The sequence below is a fragment of the Antarcticimicrobium luteum genome (assembly GCF_004358185.1).
Taxonomy (GTDB): Bacteria; Pseudomonadota; Alphaproteobacteria; order Rhodobacterales; family Rhodobacteraceae; genus Antarcticimicrobium; species Antarcticimicrobium luteum.
This window is the reverse complement of the sequence record NZ_SMUV01000047.1, coordinates 1-16758: the sequence shown is the minus strand read 5'-3', so window position 1 is coordinate 16758 and position 16758 is coordinate 1. Positions and strand designations below refer to the sequence as shown.

The window sequence follows — 16758 nt, the reverse complement described above, 5'->3', positions numbered from 1 at the left end:
GGATTTGAGATCATGACGAAAAACACCTGGGACGACGAAGAGTATTTTGCCTCCGACTTCACCCGCCGGCAGACGCTCGACATGCTGGCCAAGGGTGGCCTCTTCGCTTCGCTGGCCACCATGCTCGGCGGCATGCCGAACATGTCCTACGCGCAAGAGGACGAGGTGGTGCGCATCGGGTACCTGCCGATCACCGACGCGACCGCGCTGCTTGTGGCCCATGGCATGGGGTATTTCGAGGACGAAGGTCTGGAGGCGGAGAGGCCGACGCTGATCCGGGGCTGGTCGCCGCTGATCGAGGGGTTCGCCGCCAACAAGTTCAACCTGGTGCATTTCCTCAAGCCGATCCCGGTCTGGATGCGCTACAACAACAAGTTTCCGGTCAAGGTGATGTCCTGGGCGCATACCAATGGCTCCGGACTCGTGGTGGGCCGGCATACCGACATCACGGATTTCAGCCAGCTGGGCGGCAAACAGGTCGCGGTTCCGTTCTGGTACTCGATGCACAACGTGGTGCTCCAGTACGCGCTGCGGCAATCGGGCGTGACCCCCGTCATCAAGGCCCAGGGCGAGGCGCTGGCGCCCGACGAATGCAACCTCCAGGTGCTCCCGCCGCCGGAAATGCCGCCCGCGCTCGCGGCGAAAAAGATCGACGCCTATATCGTGGCCGAGCCGTTCAACGCGCTGGGCGAGTTGAAGGCGGGCGCCCGGATGCTCCGCTTTACCGGCGACATCTGGAAAAACCACCCCTGCTGCGTGGTCTGCATGCATGAAGAGGTCACCGAGAAAAAGAAGGTCTGGACGCAAAAGGTCATGAACGCGGTCGTCCGCGGCGCGATCTACTCGTCGCAGAACAAGGAGGAGGTCGCAGGGCTTCTGTCCAAGGACGGCTGGGGTTACCTGCCGGCGCCGGCCGCCGTCGTGAAACGCGCGATGACCCACTACGAGGATCCGGCCTATACCGAAAGCGGCGCCAACCAGAACGCCGCTGAATGGAAAAACGGGCGCATCGACTTCCAGCCCTGGCCCTATCCCTCGGCGACCAAGCTGATCGTCGAAGAGATGAACAAGACCGTCGTCTCCGGCGATGCGACCTTCCTTGCCGATCTGGACCCGCAATTCGTGGCCGACGACCTGGTCAACTACGAATACGTCAAGGCCGCGCTCGACCGGTTCCCTGAGTGGAAGAACGACCCCTCGGTCTCGGCCGGCGATCCCTTCGCGCGCGAGGAGGTCCTGAAGCTGTGACCGCGATCCCCGACACCCCCGCAGGCGCATTCCGTCTGCCCCGGCTGGGGCGCTTTCGCGGCCTCTTCAACGCGGTCCTCGGCATCGCGCTCCTGATGGGGCTGTGGTGGTTGGGCGGCCGGGCGGTGGCCAACGACCCGGACATGTTCGCCTTTTCCGACTTTGCACCCGGCCCCACGCTGGCTGCGCTGTGGGACATCCTGTCCACGGGCGAGGTTCTGTCGATGTCCGGGCCGTCGCTGTACCGGGTGGGATCGGGGCTGGCCATCGCGGCGGCGCTGGGGGTGCCGCTGGGGATCGCCGTGGGCCGGACGACCTGGCTTCGCGAGATCACCAACGTGCCCTTCCAGTTCCTGCGGATGATCTCTCCGCTGTCATGGATGCCCATCGCGGTGATGGTCTACGACACCTGGGACGGCGCGATCGTCTTTCTGATCGCCGTGGCCGCGGTCTGGCCGATCCTGTTCAGCACCGCCTCGGGCGTGCGCCGGATCGATCCGAGCTGGCTCAAGGTCGCGCGCAACCTCGGCGCAAACCCGTTTCACATGCTCTTTGTCGTCATCCTGCCGGCCATCGCGGTGGATGTGCTGACCGGCATCCGGCTGGCGTTGGGCGTGGCCTGGGTGGTGCTGGTGCCGGCCGAATACCTCGGCGTCACCTCCGGCCTAGGCTACGCGATCAACGATGCCCGCGACATCCTCGACTACTCGCGTCTGGCCGCCGTCGTGGTGGTGATCGGTGTCATCGGCTTCCTGCTCGATTGGCTCTGCATGCTGGCCATCAACAAGTTCAACTGGGTGCGCGAAACCGCGCACTGACCCTAAAACCAGACAAACAAAGGAGATATTCCATGTCTGAACCCGCAACTGCGCTCACCGGCTGCCTCGCCCCCGAAGGCCTTGATCCGATCGACAAGAGCGGCCTTGAAGGCCTCATCGCGAAGGGCAAGGAAAACCCCCAGGCGATCAAGACGCTGAAGTGCAAGACCGTTGCCGAGGGCCGGTTCCGCCACGCCAGCTATATCCGCAACCTCGCCCCCTATATCGTCGACGAGCCGCCCGCGCTGCTCGGGGATGACACCGCGCCGAACCCGTCGGAGGCCTCGCTGGCGGCGCTGGGCTCCTGCGTCGCGGTCGGCCTGCACGCCAACGCCGTTGCCCGCGGCATCGCCATCCAGAAGCTGGAGCTGGAACTGGAAGGCGATCTGAACATCACCGCCGTCTGGGGCACCGGCGACACCTCGGAGAAACCCGTCGGCTTTACCGATGTCCGTATCAAGGTCGATATGGAGGCGGATTGTCCGAAGGAAGAGATCGACGCCCTGATCCAGCACGTGACCCAGTGGTCGCCGGTGTTCAACACCTTCTCCCGCCCGGTGAACATGATCGCCGAATCCGTCTGATCCGGACCCTGTTCCCCGGTCGCGCGAAGCCGGGGGGCAGGACCATCGCCCCTCTTTCCCCGACGCCTGCCCAGGAGCCCCGCCATGAATATAGCGACGCCTTTGAACGTGATCCAAATGGACGAAATCGAGCGGATTTCGTACCAGACCCTTGCCCCCATCGCGCGCAAGATCGACGAAGAGCGCATCTATCCCGAAGACATCATGCGCGCCATGGGGGCCGCCGGGGCCTATGGCACCCACATCGGCGGAACAGACGCCGCCACCGACCTGTCCGAGGCCATCCTGTCGATGGCCAAGGCGTCCGAGGCCTGCCTGTCCACCGGTTTCTGCATGTGGTGCCAGGATACGCTGGCCTGGTACATCGCCAGCTCCGACAATGACTGGCTCAAGTCCAACATTCTGCCCATGGTCGCCACCGGCGAGGTGCTGGGTGGCACCGGAATGTCCAACCCGATGAAGGCCATCGCCGAAATCGAACCGCTGCGCCTCAAGGGCAAGCGGGTCGAGGGCGGTTATTCAGTAAAGGGGCTGCTGCCCTGGGTCTCGAACCTGTCCGAGGACGGCTGGTTCGGCATCATGTTCTCGGTCGAGGACGGCGATACCACCAAGGGCGTGATGGCGATCGCCCATGCCGACGAGGCCAAGGGCGTAAGGCTGAAGCTCGATCACGAGTTTGTCGCGATGGGCGGCACGGCAACCTGCAACGTGCAGTTCCGCGATGTGTACATCCCCGACGAACAGGTCGTCGGCGATCCGGCCCCGGCCTTCATCCGGCGCATCCGTGGCGGTTTCGTCCTGCTGCAATGCGGCATGGCCGCCGGCATGATCAAGAGCGCGATCGACCAGATGCAGCAGGTCAAAGGCCCGCTGGGCCATGTGAACAAGTTCCTCGACAAGCAGCCCGAGGATTTCCAGGCGGAATACGACGCGCTGGTGGCCGACGTGCTGGAGATGTCGAAGACGCCCTACGACCAAAGCCCCGAGTACTGGAAGCGTGTCCTCGAAGCGCGCCTCAAGGGCGGCGAGCTGGCGGTGGAGGCCGCGCATTACGCCATGCTGCATTGCGGGGCGCGCGGCTATGTCAGCCACGGTGTCGCACAGCGCCGCCTGCGCGAGGCCTATTTCGTCGCCATCGTGACCCCGGCGACCAAGCACCTGCGCAAGATGCTGGCCGAACTGGGCTGAACAGAAGTTTCGAGGGAGGAGCGCGACTTGCCCGTGGCGTGCGCGCCGCGCCACGGGGACGGATAACGATTGTCAGAATTTTCGCCAACAGGGACCAGAAAAAGGACACCAGCCAATGACTTCCGCACTCGTCTCCCCCGAAGAGCTCAAGCCCATGATCGACGGCGAGGTCGCCGTGGTGATCGACACCCGCGATCCCGAAAGCTACGCCGCCGGCCATATCCCCGGCGCGGTGAACATGCACGACATCTTCACATTTCTGGCCACGTCCGACGCCTCGGGCATGTCGGAACTGAAGGAGAAATTCGCCGCTGAATTCGGTGCGGCGGGGCTCGATGGCGACAAGACCGCCGTGATCTACGAGGCCGCGATGACCACCGGCTTCGGCCAATCGTGCCGCGGGTTCTACCTGCTCAGCTTCCTTGGCTATCCCAAGGTGAAGGTTCTGCACGGCGGCTTCGCGGCCTGGCAGGCCGAGGGGATGGCGGTGTCGACCGAAGCGGTGGCGCCCACGCCGGCCGGCTTCGACATCGACGAGTCGGCGGCGTCCATCATGATGGATGTCGAGGACATGAAAGCGGCCATCGGGGACGACGGCGCCGTCATCCTCGATGTGCGCGACATCGACGAATGGATCGCCACCTCCTCCTCGCCCTACGGGGTCGATTTCTGCCCGCGCAAGGGCCGCATTCCCGGCGCCGTCTGGATCGAATGGTACCGCATGATGAAGCCCACCGCGCTTGGCCCGATGCTGAAGTCCGCGGATGAGGTTCTGGCCGAATGCGCCACCGTCGGCATCACCCCCGACACGCCGGTGAAGATCTACTGCTTCAAGGGGGCGCGCGCGTCGAACACCTTTCTGGCGCTGAAAGAGGCGGGGGTGAAGGACGTGTCGATCTATTTCGGCTCGTGGAACGAATGGTCGCGCGATCCGTCCCTGCCGATCGAGGAAGGCCTGCCGTTCGGCGCCTGACCCACCAAGTTTTGCAACTCACTGAATGGAGAATACCCGATGACAACCCGCGCAGAGCTGACCGAGAAAATCGTCGCGCACAAGACCTTCAACGACATCAAATGGGCCGACGTCGCCGCCGCTGTCGGCCAGTCCAAGGAATGGGTGACGGCCGCGCTGATGGGCCAGATCTCCCTGAGCAAGGACCAGATCGCACAGGCGTGCAACGCCCTGGGTCTGAACTTCTCGGACGAGGAAACCGCCCTGTTGATGACGGTGCCCTATCGCGGATCGTTGCCCACGGCGGTGCCGACCGATCCGCTGATCTATCGCCTCTACGAGGTCGTGAACGTCTATGGCACCACCATGAAGGCGCTGATCGAGGAAGAGTTCGGCGACGGCATCATGTCGGCCATCGACTTTACCATGGACATCTCGCGTGAGGAGAACCCGGCCGGCGACCGGGTGAAGATCGTGCTCGACGGCAAGTTCCTGCCCTACAAGATGTACTGATCCCCGCGACGGGCGCGCAATCCTCGGCGCGCCCGTCGCCTGAAAAGAGTTTCCGACATGACACATATCGCCGTGATAGGCGCCGGTCAGGCGGGGTCCGCCCTGGCCGCAAAGCTTCGCAGCCTCGGTTTCGACGGCCGCCTCTCCCTGATTGGCGCCGAACCGGTGCCGCCCTACCAGCGTCCGCCGCTGTCGAAGAAATACATGCTGGGCGCGCTGGAGACAGAGCGCCTGTTTCTGCGCCCCGAGACGTTCTATGCCGAACAGGGGATCGAGCTGATCACCGGCGCGCGGGTGGCCGCGCTCGATCCGCAGGCCATGTCGCTGCGGATGGAAGACGGCGCGCAGATCGCCGCCGACATGATCGCCCTGACCACCGGGGCCGACCCGATCCGCCTGCCCGACGACGTCGGCGGGCAGTTGGGCAATGTCTACACCATGCGGTCACTGGCCGATGCCGACGCGGCCGCGCATGAATTCCGCCCCGGTCGGCGGGCGCTGATCGTCGGCGGCGGTTATATCGGTCTTGAGGCCGCGGCGGTGGCGGCACAGCAGGGGGTCGCGGTGACGCTGGTGGAAATGGCGCCGCGCATCCTTGCCCGGGTCGCGTGCGACGAGACGGCGGGTTGGATCAACGCGATGCACACGTCGCATGGCGTGGATATTCGCGAGACCTGCGGGCTCGAGATGCTGAGCCGTGCGCCGGAGGGGCATCTGTCGGCGCGACTGACCACAGGGGCAGAGATCGGGGTCGATTTCGTCATCTGCGGGATTGGTGTGCGCCCCGCCACCGCCCTGGCCGAGGCGGCCGGGATCGAGATCGACAACGGAATCAAGGCGGATGAGCAGGGACGCAGCAGCCACGACAATATCTTCGCCGCCGGCGATTGCGCCTCTTTCCCATGGAAGGGGCGGCGCATCCGGCTTGAAAGTGTGCCCAACGCGATCGATCAGGCCGAGGCGACGGCGGCCACGATGCTGGGGCAGGGCGCGCCCTATATGGCACGGCCATGGTTCTGGTCGGACCAATACGAGACCAAGCTTCAGATTGCCGGTCTCAACACCGGCTATGACCGTGTCGTCATCCGCCCCGGAGACAGGCCCGGCAGCCAGAGCCACTGGTATTTCCGCGGCGCCGACCTGCTTGCGGTGGACGCGATGAACGACCCGCGTGCCTATATGACCGGCAAGCGCCTGATCGAGGCCGGGCAATCGCCGGTGGCCGGGGCCGTGGCCGACCCGACCCTGCCGCTCAAGGCACTGCCCCTGACACCCGGGCGCGCGGCCTGACCGCGGCGCGGTCAGAACGAACGGCACTGTCAAATGACCCTGGCCAGAGGCGGGCAGGGCGGTTTCGGGACGGACACAAGCGGTGCCCACAACGGCCCTCGGCTCACCTCACGAGCGGATTTCAGGAACAATCGCGCCGGCGCTCTCGCCGATTGGCCGGGTCTGGGCGGGGCCAGGGGACATCATCGTTGCGGCCTGCGACGCCCGCGGCCATCGGACCAACATCCTGTATCTCGCCGGGCCCGTGACCGCGCTTCCGGCGGCAGGCTCTCGCGGTTCGCCGCCGGTCCGACCGTGTCCGGCCGAGATATAACAAATCGGCATATCTGGTTCTTTTACCCACAAAATAAGATTGGCGATAAGATTTGATGGTCGCCAGAACATGGCGCAGTCGATCACAAACGAAACAAACGGCAGCCGGCCAATGCCCTCCGGGTCACCGCCTGCGCTGCCGGATAGCCAACAGAGAGTACGCTGAAATGACTTACAGAAACACGGTGTTCAGGGTCGGAGCTGCGATAGCCGTCGCGTCGGTGGCCGCAACCTCGGCCCCGGCTGAGATTCAGAGCGTGGATCTGAACGTTCTCGGGTCGGTCTCCTTCCTTTCTTCCTACGAGAACTACGAGCAGGCGTTCTGGAACGACCGCTTGCCCGAGGTATCGGGCGGTCGCATCCGGGCCACCGCGCGCGGCTTCGACCAGATGGGCTTGAAGGGCGGCGAGGTTCTGCGCCTGACCGGACAGGGTGTGGTCGACATCAGCACCACGGTGCTGGGCTATACCGCGTCGGACGATCCCCGCAACGAGGCCGCGGATCTGGCCGGTCTCGCCCCCACTGTCGAACAGGCCCACGCCATCGCCGAGGCCTATGAGCCGGTTCTCGATTCCTATTTCGCCGGCAAATACGGGGTGAAGGTGCTGGCCACCTGGCCCTATCCGGCGCAGGTCTTCTACTGCAACACCGAGATCAACGGGCTCTCCGACATCGCCGGCAAAAAGGTCCGCACGGGCAATCGCACGCTGGCCGAATTCGTCACCGCGCTGGGCGGCACCGGCGTCACGATGGCCTTTGCCGATGTCATTCCCGCGCTGCAAACCGGCGTCGTCGATTGCGCGATCACCGGAACGCTGTCCGGCAATTCCGCAAAATGGTTCGAGGTCGCCACCCATCTTTATGCCCTGCCCGTGGGCTGGAGCACGATGGTGACCGCCGCCAACCTGAATTTCTGGAACGGTCTCAACCGGGAAACGCAGGACTTTCTCCAGGCCGAGCTGAATACGCTCGAGGACGAAATCTGGAAGGGTGCGGGCGAGGAAACCCAGGACGGCATCAACTGCAACGTGGGCGCCGATCCCTGCACCGTGGGCGTCAAGGCCGGGATGACCCTTGTGCCCGTCTCGGACGGCGACCGGGCGCTGCTGGACCGGATCACCCATGAGGTCATCCTGCCCAAATGGGCGGAACGCTGTGGCGGCGATTGCGTCGCCGAGTTCAACCAGGCGATCGGCCCGATCATTGGCGCCACGACGGAAGTGAACTGATATGTCTCTCTCCGAGACCGACCCTCGCAAGGGACCAGGGGCGCTCGCGCCTCTGGACCGGGCCTTGCGCCTGTGCGGCAGGCTGGGCCGCTTTGCCACCTGGGTATCCGGATTTGCCCTGATCACGGTTTGTGTCCTGGTCATGGCCGAGGTGCTGCTGCGCAAGTTTGTCGGCGTGACACTGGGCGGTATGGACGAGATCACCGGCTACGTGCTTGCGGTTGCGGTAACCTGGACGCTGGCCTTCGCGCTGTTCGAGCAGGCCCATATCCGGATCGACGTTCTGTACAATCTGGCAAACCGGCAGGCGCGTGCCGCTCTCGACCTGATCAGCCTGGCCTCGATGACGGGTTTCATGCTGCTGGTGACCTACTGGGCGGGCCAGTTGCTGAAAAGCACGCTGAAATTCGGCGCCACCTCCAACACCGCGTTACAGGTGCCGCTCTGGCTGCCGCAATCGCTCTGGCTCGGCGGGCTTGTGTTCTTTTCGCTGACCCTGGTGCTGCTGTGCCTGCGCGCCATCAGCTATCTGCTGCGCGGCGATGCTGCCGGCATCTCGCGGATTGCAGGCATCAAATCGGTCGAGGATGAGATCGAGGAGCAAACCGCCCTCTCCCCCCTGGACCCCGCGACACAAGGATAAGACCGATGCTGGCCACAGCCCTTTCCACCCTGATCGTCCTGATCCTCCTCAGCCTGCCGGTCGCCGCCGTCATGGGCGTACTCGGGCTGGTGCTGGCGGAACTGTTCTCGCCGATGCCGCTGGTGCGCACGCTGGGCGACATCGCCTGGTCGACCAGCACCAACAACCTGCTGGTGGCGATCCCGATGTTCGTCCTGCTGGGCGAAATCCTGCTGCGCACCGGCGTCTCCGCGCGGATGTACATGGCGCTGTCGCACTGGCTGGGCTGGCTGCCGGGGGGGCTGATGCACTCTAATATCGGCACCTCGGCGCTGTTCGCGGCAACCTCCGGCTCCTCGGTCGCCACCGCCGCCACTGTCGGCACCGTCGCGCTCCCCGAGGTGCCGGTGCATGGCTATAACGAGCGGTTGTTCCTGGGCACCCTGGCCGCCGGCGGCACGCTCGGTATTCTGATCCCGCCGTCGATCAACATGATCATCTACGCGGTGATGACCAATACCTCGCTGCCCAGCCTCTATCTGGCGGGCATCCTGCCCGGGCTGCTGCTGGCGGGCCTGTTTATGGCGCTGATCGCGGCGGCCTGCCTGATCAACCCCAGGTGGGGGGGACGGCGCATCGAGACGAGCTGGCGCGCCCGGCTGAGCAGCATCCCGCATCTGATGCCGCCCGCCGCCATCTTCGCGGTCGTCGTCGGCTCGATCTATGCCGGCTTCGCCACCCCGACCGAGGCGGCGGCGCTGGGCGTGATCGCGGCGCTGATCCTGGCCGCGATGTTCCGCGCGCTCAGCCTGCGCGTCCTGCTGACCGCCTTCGAGGGCACCATGCGCACCACCGCGATGATCATCCTGATCATCATCGCCGCCTATTTCCTGAACCTGGTCTTCGCCGCCATCGGCATCGCCGACGCGATGGAGCATTTCGTGACCACGCTGGGCCTTGGCCCTTACCAGACGATCCTCGTCATCGCCGCCTTCTACATTCTGCTGGGCTGTTTCATGGAGACGCTGTCGATGATGATCGCCACCGTGCCCATCGTCACCCCCATCGTGGTCTCGCTGGGCTTCGATCCGGTCTGGTTCGGCATCGTGCTGATGCTGCTGCTGGAAACCGCGCTGGTGACCCCGCCCATCGGCCTCAACCTTTTCGTGGTGCAAAGCATACGTCCGGCGCGCGGCTCGATGAACGATGTGATGGTGGGGGCAATTCCCTTTGTCGGGATGCTGCTGGTGATGATCGGCCTTGTCATCGCCGTCCCCGACATTGCGCTTTGGTTGCCGGGCCTGCTCCGCTAGACCCCGCCGTACAGTTTTGGAGTCTTGAGAATGGATGCCATCGAACATCTGGCCGACCACGTGATCGCCACCCGCCACGCGGACCTGTCGAAAGAGACCCGCGCCGCCGCGCGGCGGCTGATCCTCGACACGATGGGTGTCGGACTGGCGGGCAGCGCCGGCCAGTGGGCGGGCGATCTGTCCGGCGCGGGCGATGCCTGGGGGCGGGGCGGCCCGGCCCGTGTCTTTGGCCGCGCCGGGCGCTATCCCGCCGGGCTCGCCGCGCTGATGAACGCCTATTGCGTGCACAACTCCGAGTTTGACTGCCTGCACGAGGATGCGGTGGTCCATGCGCTCACCGCGATCCTGCCCGCCGCGCTGGCCGCAGCTGAGCAGCGCGGCGGCATCTCCGGCGCGCGGCTGATCGAGGCGGTGGTCGCCGGCGTCGACGTGGCTGCCGCCATCGGCCTTGCCGGCACCGCGCCGATGAAGTTTTTCCGCCCTGCCGTGATCGGCGGCTTCGGCGCGGCGGCGGCGGTGGGCAAGATCGCCGGTCTCGACCGCGAGGGCCTGATCAACGCCTTCGGCGCCCAATACGCCCAGTCCGGCGGCTCGATGCAGGCGCATGAGGAGGGCACCATGCTGCTCGCCCTTCAGATCGGCTTCAACGCCCGCGCGGCGGTCGAGGCGGTGGACCTTGCCGGCGCGGGTCTGCGCGCCACGCAGCACACGCTGGAGGGGCGGTTCGGCTATTTCAACCTGTTCGAGGACGCCGTCGATCTCGCCCCGGTTCTGGCCGCGCTGCCGCAGGTGCGCCGGATCGAGGAGGTGGTTGAAAAACCCTTTCCCACCGGGCGCGCGACCCATGGCGCTATCGAGGCGGCGATGCGCCTGCTGGCCCGCCGCCCAGCCGCGCCCGTCGAGTTGCGCCGTATCGCGGTGACCGTTTCGCCGGTGGCCTTCACGCTGGTCGGACGCCCGGCGAGGTCCGACATGCCCGCCAATTACGCCCGCCTCTGCCTGTCCTACAGTGTCGCGCGCTGCCTGCTCGACGGGCGGGTCGGGGTCGATCATTTCACCCCGGCCGCGCTGGCCGAGGCCGAGCCGCTGGCGCTGGCTGCGCAAATCGAGGTCGATACGTTCGACATGGCCGAACCCAGCGCCTTTGGCCCCAGCCGCGTGGTGCTGGACTATGCCGACGGCACCACGGCACAGGAAACCGTCGGCCAGGCGCTTGGTCATCCGGGCAACCCGGTCACCGACGCACAGCGCCTGGACAAGTTCCGCGCCAATTGCCGGGCGGCGGCGATCCCGTTGTCGGAAGATCAGGCATCGGCCCTGGCCGATGGCATCGCGGCGCTGGACCGGCTCGACGATGTGCGGAACCTGATGGACCTGGCCTGTCCGCAGGCAGGCTGAGGGCGCGATCCCCTAGCGTTTGGGGATGATGCCCTTCCACTCCCCGTTTGCGGCCATATTCTGTACGATTTCGGTGCACAACTGGGCGACGATCCGCATCGCCGTGCGCACCGGATGGTGGGTGGTGGTGGCCAGAACCAGCGTCCGCCGCAACTGCAACGGATCGATCTGGGTCGCCTGAAGTCTTCCCTCGGCCACCTCCCGCTGCACCGCGTTGTACGGCAGGATGGTCGAGACGCTGCCCGCCTCGACCATTCGGACGATGGTCATCAGCGAATCCACCTCATGCTCCACCGTCAGTTTGCGGCCCATTTCATTGCCGACCTGCTCGAGCAACGCCCGCAGCCCGTGGCGGCGGCTGGGCAGGACCATCGGATAGACCGTGAGGTCGGCGATCTCCAGCGGGGACTTCTCCGGTGCGGCGGCGCCCGCCGGCTGCAGCAGAAACAGGCTTTCATGCAACAACTCATCGGCGACATAATGCCGGGTGCGCGGTGCCTTGTAGAACAGGGCAACGTCGATATGGCCGGTGGTCAACAGCTCGCTCACATCACCGCTGAAGGCCTCGACAGTGCGCAGGTCGACGCCGGGATGTTCGTGCCGCAGCCGCTCCAGCAGCGGCGGCAGCAGGATATGGCTTTCGGTCGGCGGCACGCCCAGCGTCACCTTGCCTTCGACCACACCCTTCAGCGCCCGCACGTCATGTTCCAGATCGCCCAGATCGCCCAGGATCTTGCGCACCCGGTCGTCAAAGAACCGCCCCGCGCTGGTCAGCTTCATCCCCCGCCCGGTGCGATGGAACAGGGTCACGCCCAGCTCCTCCTCCAGCAGGCGCAGCTGCCGGCTGATCGCCGGTTGCGCCACCGAAAGCTTCACCGCAGCGCGCGATACGCTGGCCTCGTCCGCGAGTGCAACGAAGTAGTGAAGCTGGCGCATTTCCATGGGGCTACGGGTCCGGCGGTTTCTGTGTCTCTGTAACGGTTTGCGGCGCAGGTCGGCGACCCGGCCCGCGCCACATTAGACCAGAACAGGGGCCGTGCAAAGAAACCGCCGGACCGGGGCTCAGCCGTTCACACGGTCAAGCAGCACCCGCGCATCGGCCTGATCCTCCAGCGACCAGATCGCGTCGAGCACTCCGCGCGCCTGCGCGTCGGTGAGGATGCCCGCGACGCAGTCCAGGAACTTGCCCTCGACCTCGGCGTCCGACAGCGGGTTTTGCGGTCCGCCGCGATAGCGGTCGTCAGAGAATTTGCGGATGATCCCGCCCGATTTGGTCACCACCTCGATCCGCGACAGGATCTTGTCATGCCCCATCGCGGCGATATCGGGGTCGAACTGGGTCTCCACCCGCTGCTGCATCGCCTGGCACTGCGGGCTTTGCACGAAGGCGTCGGTGAACTCGGCCTTGCCCGCGCGCCCGGCCAGGATGATCGCCGACAGCAGGAAGGCCATGCAGAACTTGCCCTCCAGCTCGGTCTGGGCGGTGCGGAACCGGATCGGATGCAGGATGTTGTTCGAGGCATAAAGCGTGACGCTGTCGATGTCCTCGGGCGACAGCCCGTTCTCCTGCATCAGCGCCTTCATCGCGTCCATCGACGGATGGGTCAGCACGCCGCAGGGATAGGGCTTGATGCTGACCCCGGGTTCGGACAGCGAGAACGGATCGCCGAACCGGCCCAGCACCAGCTCGGGCTCGCCGCCGCGTCCGGCGACCGAGAGATAGCCCCATTTGCCGTCCAAGGCGGCGTCGTTGAAGGTGAACCCCTCTCGCGCCAGCAGCGCGCTGGTCACCCCGTTCTCCGACGACCGGCCCACATGCATCGGCTTGCCCATGGTGCCGAAATTGGCGCGGATGCCGGCGGCCATCGAGGCCGCCCCGCCCAGCACCTGCGCGGTGCGTTCCGCGTTCAGCCCGAGGATCCGCGCCGAGGCGGCGGCAGAGCCGAAGGTGCCGATCGTGCCGCTGGTGTGAAAGCCCAGGTTATAGTGGTCGGGATTGATCGCCTCGGCGATCTTGCACTCCACCTCGACACCGGCGACGAAGCCGGTGAGGAAATCCCGGCCGGAAACACCGGGCTCCGCCTCGCTCAGCGCCAGCGCCGCCGAAAGCGGCGGGATCGTCGGATGCGTCAGCAGGCCATATGGCCGGTCCGGCCCCTCGGCGACCTGGGTGTCATCCCAGTCCATCGCATGGCCCGCCAGCCCGTTCCAGAACGCCGCCTGTTGCGGCGATACCTTCAGTTTGCGGTTCCCCACCGGCCGCGCGACAGGTGTCGCCCCGGTCCCGGCGAGATAGCGTTCGGCGACATCCAGCGCCTCCTGCTCGGTCCCGGCCAGCATCACGCCCAGCCCGTCGATGATACAGCGTTTGGCGATATGCAGCGTGTGCGCCGGGATGTCCTCAAAGGCCAGCCCGGCGGCAAAGCCCGCCGCGTCCCCGGTCAGCGACCGGTCTGTTACATTAATGTCTTTCATCTGGTCTCTCCGTTCCACGCATGGATGAGGTCCGCGCTGTCGCAGACCAGCCCGAAGCGGGCGTTGGCGGTTTTCAGGGTGGCCTCGTGCAGTTCCATGTCCCAGGACGCGCAGGTGTCGCGGGGCAGGGCGGTGTAATGGCCGGTCTCGAAGGCGTCGCGCAGGGTGCTTTCGACGCAGACGTTGGTTGACACGCCCGTGGGCACCACCGAGCGGATGCCGCGCGCGCGCAGCACCATATCCAGATCGGTGCCCTTGAAGGCACTGTAACGGTGCTTGCGGATCACCGGCTCGCCCGGCTCGGGGGCCAGCTCGGGGATGAACTCCGCCCCCTCGCTGCCCTCCATCGCGATCCGGTCCGAGGCATAGGTGGCCCGCCGCCGCTGCGCCAGCCAGGGCGCGGTGTCGCTCAGATGATGCTCCAGCGTCCAGAACCCCACATGGCACACCAGCACCCCGGCGCGCCGGGCGGCGATCAACAGCGACTGCAGCGCCGGGACAATGCCCTGCGCCGCATCCAGTGGCCGCCCGGCCCGGCTGGTGGCATAGCCGTCGAGGCAGAAATCCTTCTGCATGTCGATGATCAGCAGCGCGGTATGCGCAGGCGCGAAACGCGCGGCGAAATTGGTCAGGATCGGCGGCTCATAGAGGCTCATTCCACCGCCTCCCTGGCGAACCAGTCGGCGATCTGCGACCCGGTCAGGAAGGCCACGTCGCCCCGCGCCTGCAAAAGGTCGAGCATTTCGGCCAGATAGGGCAGCCGGTGCGGCACCCCGATCAGATGCGGGTGCAGCCCGATGCCCAGCACCTTGGCGCCCGCCGGCTCGGTGGCGCTGTCGAAACAGGCCAGCGTCGTCTCCAGCCGCCGCAGCATCTCGGCCGAGCTGTGCTTTTCCACCGCGTAGACGACCGAGTCGTTCAGCTCCAGCGTATAGGGCATGGCGATCAGGTCGCGCGGCCGGGCCTGCATCCAATGCGGCACATCATCCACGCTCCAGTCACAGAGATACTCGATCCCCTCGGCCGCCAGGATATCCGGCGTCGCCCCGGTCTCGCGCAGCCCCGGGCTGAGCCAGCCGCGCACCGGCTTGCCGGTGAACGCCGTGAGCTTCTCCAGCGCCCGCCGGATCACGTCGCGCTCGCCCGCGCCGCCCTGCAGGCTGGTCTGATGCATGCCGTGGCCGATGAATTCCCAGCCCGCCTCGCGGATCGCCGCGGCGCAGTCGGGATAGCTGTCGATCACGGTGGCGTTGATGCTGGCCGAGACCGGCAGTCCGCGCCCGGCCAGCAGGGCCAGCAGCCGCGCCATCCCCGCCCGCATCCCGTAATCGGCCCAGCAGAAATTCGGCACATCGGGCACCTGCTCGCGCCCATGCGGCGCGGTCAGCAGCTTGCGCGGCATCTCCCGGTCGAACGGCCAGTGCTCGATGTTCACCACCAGATGGACGATCAGGCGCTTGCCGCCCGGTCCGCGCAGCGGTTTCTGCCGGTTCGCCAGCCGGTAGGGTATTCGGGGATTGGCCTGCATCGCGGCCTGGGGTGCCGCAGGCGGCGGCGAGAGATCGTCCATAGTCTGTCCTGACGTTTGGCGACGCGAGCGTCGGATTTCCACAGCGGCCCCCGCTGCAAGGACCGCGCGGCATCTGTGCCGATGCCGCCGTCAGGATGTCAGTCGGCGAATTCCCTTTCCAATCCCATCGGGCGCAACCGGTTATAACGACTTGAGATAGCCGGGAAGGCGGCTTCGCCTGCGGGCGCGCCCGGTCACGCCCTGTCGCTCCGGTATACGGGATCGTTATATCACTTAGGGAATTTGGATATTTGCCTTATGGGCGGCCTCTGCCCATACCGCAACGACCCGCGCCCGGCGCGCGATCAGATCCGGGAGACCCAGCCATGACGGACCGATTTCTCAACGCCAAAAGCCTGCTCTTCGTGCCGGGCGAGCGCGACGACCGCATCCCCAAGGCGCTGGCCAGCGGCGCCGATGCGGTGATCGTCGATCTCGAGGACGCGGTGCGCCCCGAGGACAAGCCGCGCGCGCGCCGTGCGGTGGCGGCCTTTCTCGGCGGCCGTCCGGCGGGCTGCGTGCTGCTGCGCATCAACGCGGCTGAGACTGAATGGTATGGCGAGGACATCGCGCTTGCCGCCCATTCCGGCATTGCCGGGGTCGTTCTGCCCAAGGCCAACGCGGCCGCGTTGGCCCGTGCGCGCGCCGGCACCGCCGCCCCCCTCTGGCCCCTGGTCGAAACCGCGCAGGGGCTGCGGGATCTGCACGGAATGGCGCCGATGCCCGGTGTCGCGCGGATGCTGCTCGGCACCATCGACCTGGCCCTCGACATGGCCCTCGACGCCGCGCATCCGGGCGGACAGGCGATGCTCGACAGTGCGCGGTATCATCTGGTCGCCAGCTCCGTCGCCGCCGGTCTCGCGGCGCCCGCCGACGGGGTCTTTGCCGATCTCGGCGATACGGCGGGGCTCACCGCCGCTGCCACCCATGCCCGGGCCTGCGGGTTCGGCGGCATGATGTGCATCCACCCCAAACAGGCCGATAGGGTCAACGCCGCCTTCGCCCCCCGCCCCGAACAGGCCGACTGGGCGCGCCGCGTGCTGCAGGCCGCCGCGGCGCAGGGCGGCGCCTTCCGCTTCGAGGGGCAGATGATCGACAAGCCGGTGCTGGCGCGCGCGGCGCGCATTCTGGCCTCCTGAGGCCGGCCCCATACAACAGAGGAGACCGACGCAAATGAAGGTAGTGGTACCTGTCAAGCGCGTGATCGACTATAACGTGAAGGTTCGCGTGAAGGCGGACGGCACGG

At 66.3% G+C, this 16758-nt stretch carries 16 protein-coding genes; 12 read left to right on the top strand and 4 right to left on the bottom strand.

What is annotated here, in order from left to right; genetic code table 11:
* The first annotated feature begins 12 nt into the window (after positions 1 to 12).
* The 11 genes from E1832_RS03440 to E1832_RS03390 all read left to right on the top strand — a co-directional run bounded on the left by E1832_RS03440 (position 13) and on the right by E1832_RS03390 (position 11467).
* The gene (locus E1832_RS03440) at positions 13 to 1248 is read left to right on the top strand and encodes an ABC transporter substrate-binding protein (RefSeq protein ID WP_165978787.1); all 1236 of its coding nucleotides are present in this window, start codon (positions 13 to 15) and stop codon (positions 1246 to 1248) included.
* On the top strand, positions 1245 to 2066 hold the full coding sequence (locus E1832_RS03435; protein ID WP_206020993.1) for an ABC transporter permease: 822 nt from the start codon (positions 1245 to 1247) through the stop codon (positions 2064 to 2066). The genes E1832_RS03440 and E1832_RS03435 overlap by 4 nt, the downstream gene beginning before the upstream one ends.
* 32 nt (positions 2067 to 2098) lie before the next feature.
* Complete coding sequence (locus E1832_RS03430) at positions 2099 to 2650, top strand: OsmC family protein (RefSeq protein ID WP_133358336.1); 552 nt, start codon at positions 2099 to 2101, stop codon at positions 2648 to 2650.
* A gap of 84 nt (positions 2651 to 2734) precedes the next feature.
* A complete protein-coding gene (locus E1832_RS03425) occupies positions 2735 to 3838 on the top strand; it encodes an acyl-CoA dehydrogenase family protein (RefSeq protein WP_133358335.1) in 1104 nt (367 codons plus the stop codon).
* 115 nt (positions 3839 to 3953) lie between these two features.
* Positions 3954 to 4811 (top strand): sulfurtransferase, encoded by an 858-nt coding sequence (locus E1832_RS03420; protein WP_133358334.1) that lies wholly within the window; start codon positions 3954 to 3956, stop codon positions 4809 to 4811.
* A 39-nt stretch (positions 4812 to 4850) separates the two neighbouring features.
* Positions 4851 to 5303, top strand: a complete 453-nt coding sequence (cynS, locus tag E1832_RS03415; protein ID WP_133358333.1) for a cyanase — start codon at positions 4851 to 4853, stop codon at positions 5301 to 5303.
* A gap of 57 nt (positions 5304 to 5360) precedes the next feature.
* Positions 5361 to 6593, top strand: coding sequence for an NAD(P)/FAD-dependent oxidoreductase (locus E1832_RS03410; protein ID WP_133358332.1), 1233 nt, complete (start codon positions 5361 to 5363; stop codon positions 6591 to 6593).
* Between the two features lie 569 nt (positions 6594 to 7162).
* Positions 7163 to 8134 (top strand): TRAP transporter substrate-binding protein, encoded by a 972-nt coding sequence (locus E1832_RS03405; protein WP_206020992.1) that lies wholly within the window; start codon positions 7163 to 7165, stop codon positions 8132 to 8134.
* A gap of 1 nt (position 8135) precedes the next feature.
* Positions 8136 to 8777, top strand: a complete 642-nt coding sequence (locus E1832_RS03400) for a TRAP transporter small permease subunit (RefSeq protein WP_133358330.1) — start codon at positions 8136 to 8138, stop codon at positions 8775 to 8777.
* 5 nt (positions 8778 to 8782) lie between these two features.
* Positions 8783 to 10069 (top strand): TRAP transporter large permease, encoded by a 1287-nt coding sequence (locus tag E1832_RS03395; RefSeq protein ID WP_133358329.1) that lies wholly within the window; start codon positions 8783 to 8785, stop codon positions 10067 to 10069.
* A gap of 30 nt (positions 10070 to 10099) precedes the next feature.
* On the top strand, positions 10100 to 11467 hold the full coding sequence (locus E1832_RS03390) for an MmgE/PrpD family protein (RefSeq protein ID WP_133358328.1): 1368 nt from the start codon (positions 10100 to 10102) through the stop codon (positions 11465 to 11467).
* A 12-nt stretch (positions 11468 to 11479) separates the two neighbouring features.
* Here E1832_RS03390 and E1832_RS03385 read toward each other — a convergent pair whose 3' ends face one another.
* The 4 genes from E1832_RS03385 to E1832_RS03370 form a co-directional block, all read right to left on the bottom strand.
* Entirely contained in the window at positions 11480 to 12409 is a 930-nt protein-coding gene (locus E1832_RS03385) for a LysR family transcriptional regulator (RefSeq protein ID WP_133358327.1), read from the bottom strand.
* Positions 12410 to 12529: 120 nt separating this feature from the next.
* Positions 12530 to 13942 (bottom strand): MmgE/PrpD family protein, encoded by a 1413-nt coding sequence (locus E1832_RS03380; RefSeq protein ID WP_133358326.1) that lies wholly within the window; start codon positions 13940 to 13942, stop codon positions 12530 to 12532.
* Positions 13939 to 14598, bottom strand: coding sequence for a cysteine hydrolase family protein (locus E1832_RS03375; RefSeq protein WP_133358325.1), 660 nt, complete (start codon positions 14596 to 14598; stop codon positions 13939 to 13941). The genes E1832_RS03380 and E1832_RS03375 overlap by 4 nt, the downstream gene beginning before the upstream one ends.
* Positions 14595 to 15512 (bottom strand): polysaccharide deacetylase family protein, encoded by a 918-nt coding sequence (locus E1832_RS03370; protein WP_245513795.1) that lies wholly within the window; start codon positions 15510 to 15512, stop codon positions 14595 to 14597. The genes E1832_RS03375 and E1832_RS03370 overlap by 4 nt, the downstream gene beginning before the upstream one ends.
* 326 nt (positions 15513 to 15838) lie before the next feature.
* On the opposite strand from E1832_RS03370, the gene E1832_RS03365 reads away from it, so the two are divergent.
* Positions 15839 to 16651, top strand: a complete 813-nt coding sequence (locus tag E1832_RS03365; RefSeq protein WP_133358324.1) for an HpcH/HpaI aldolase/citrate lyase family protein — start codon at positions 15839 to 15841, stop codon at positions 16649 to 16651.
* The last annotated feature ends 107 nt before the right edge of the window (positions 16652 to 16758 follow it).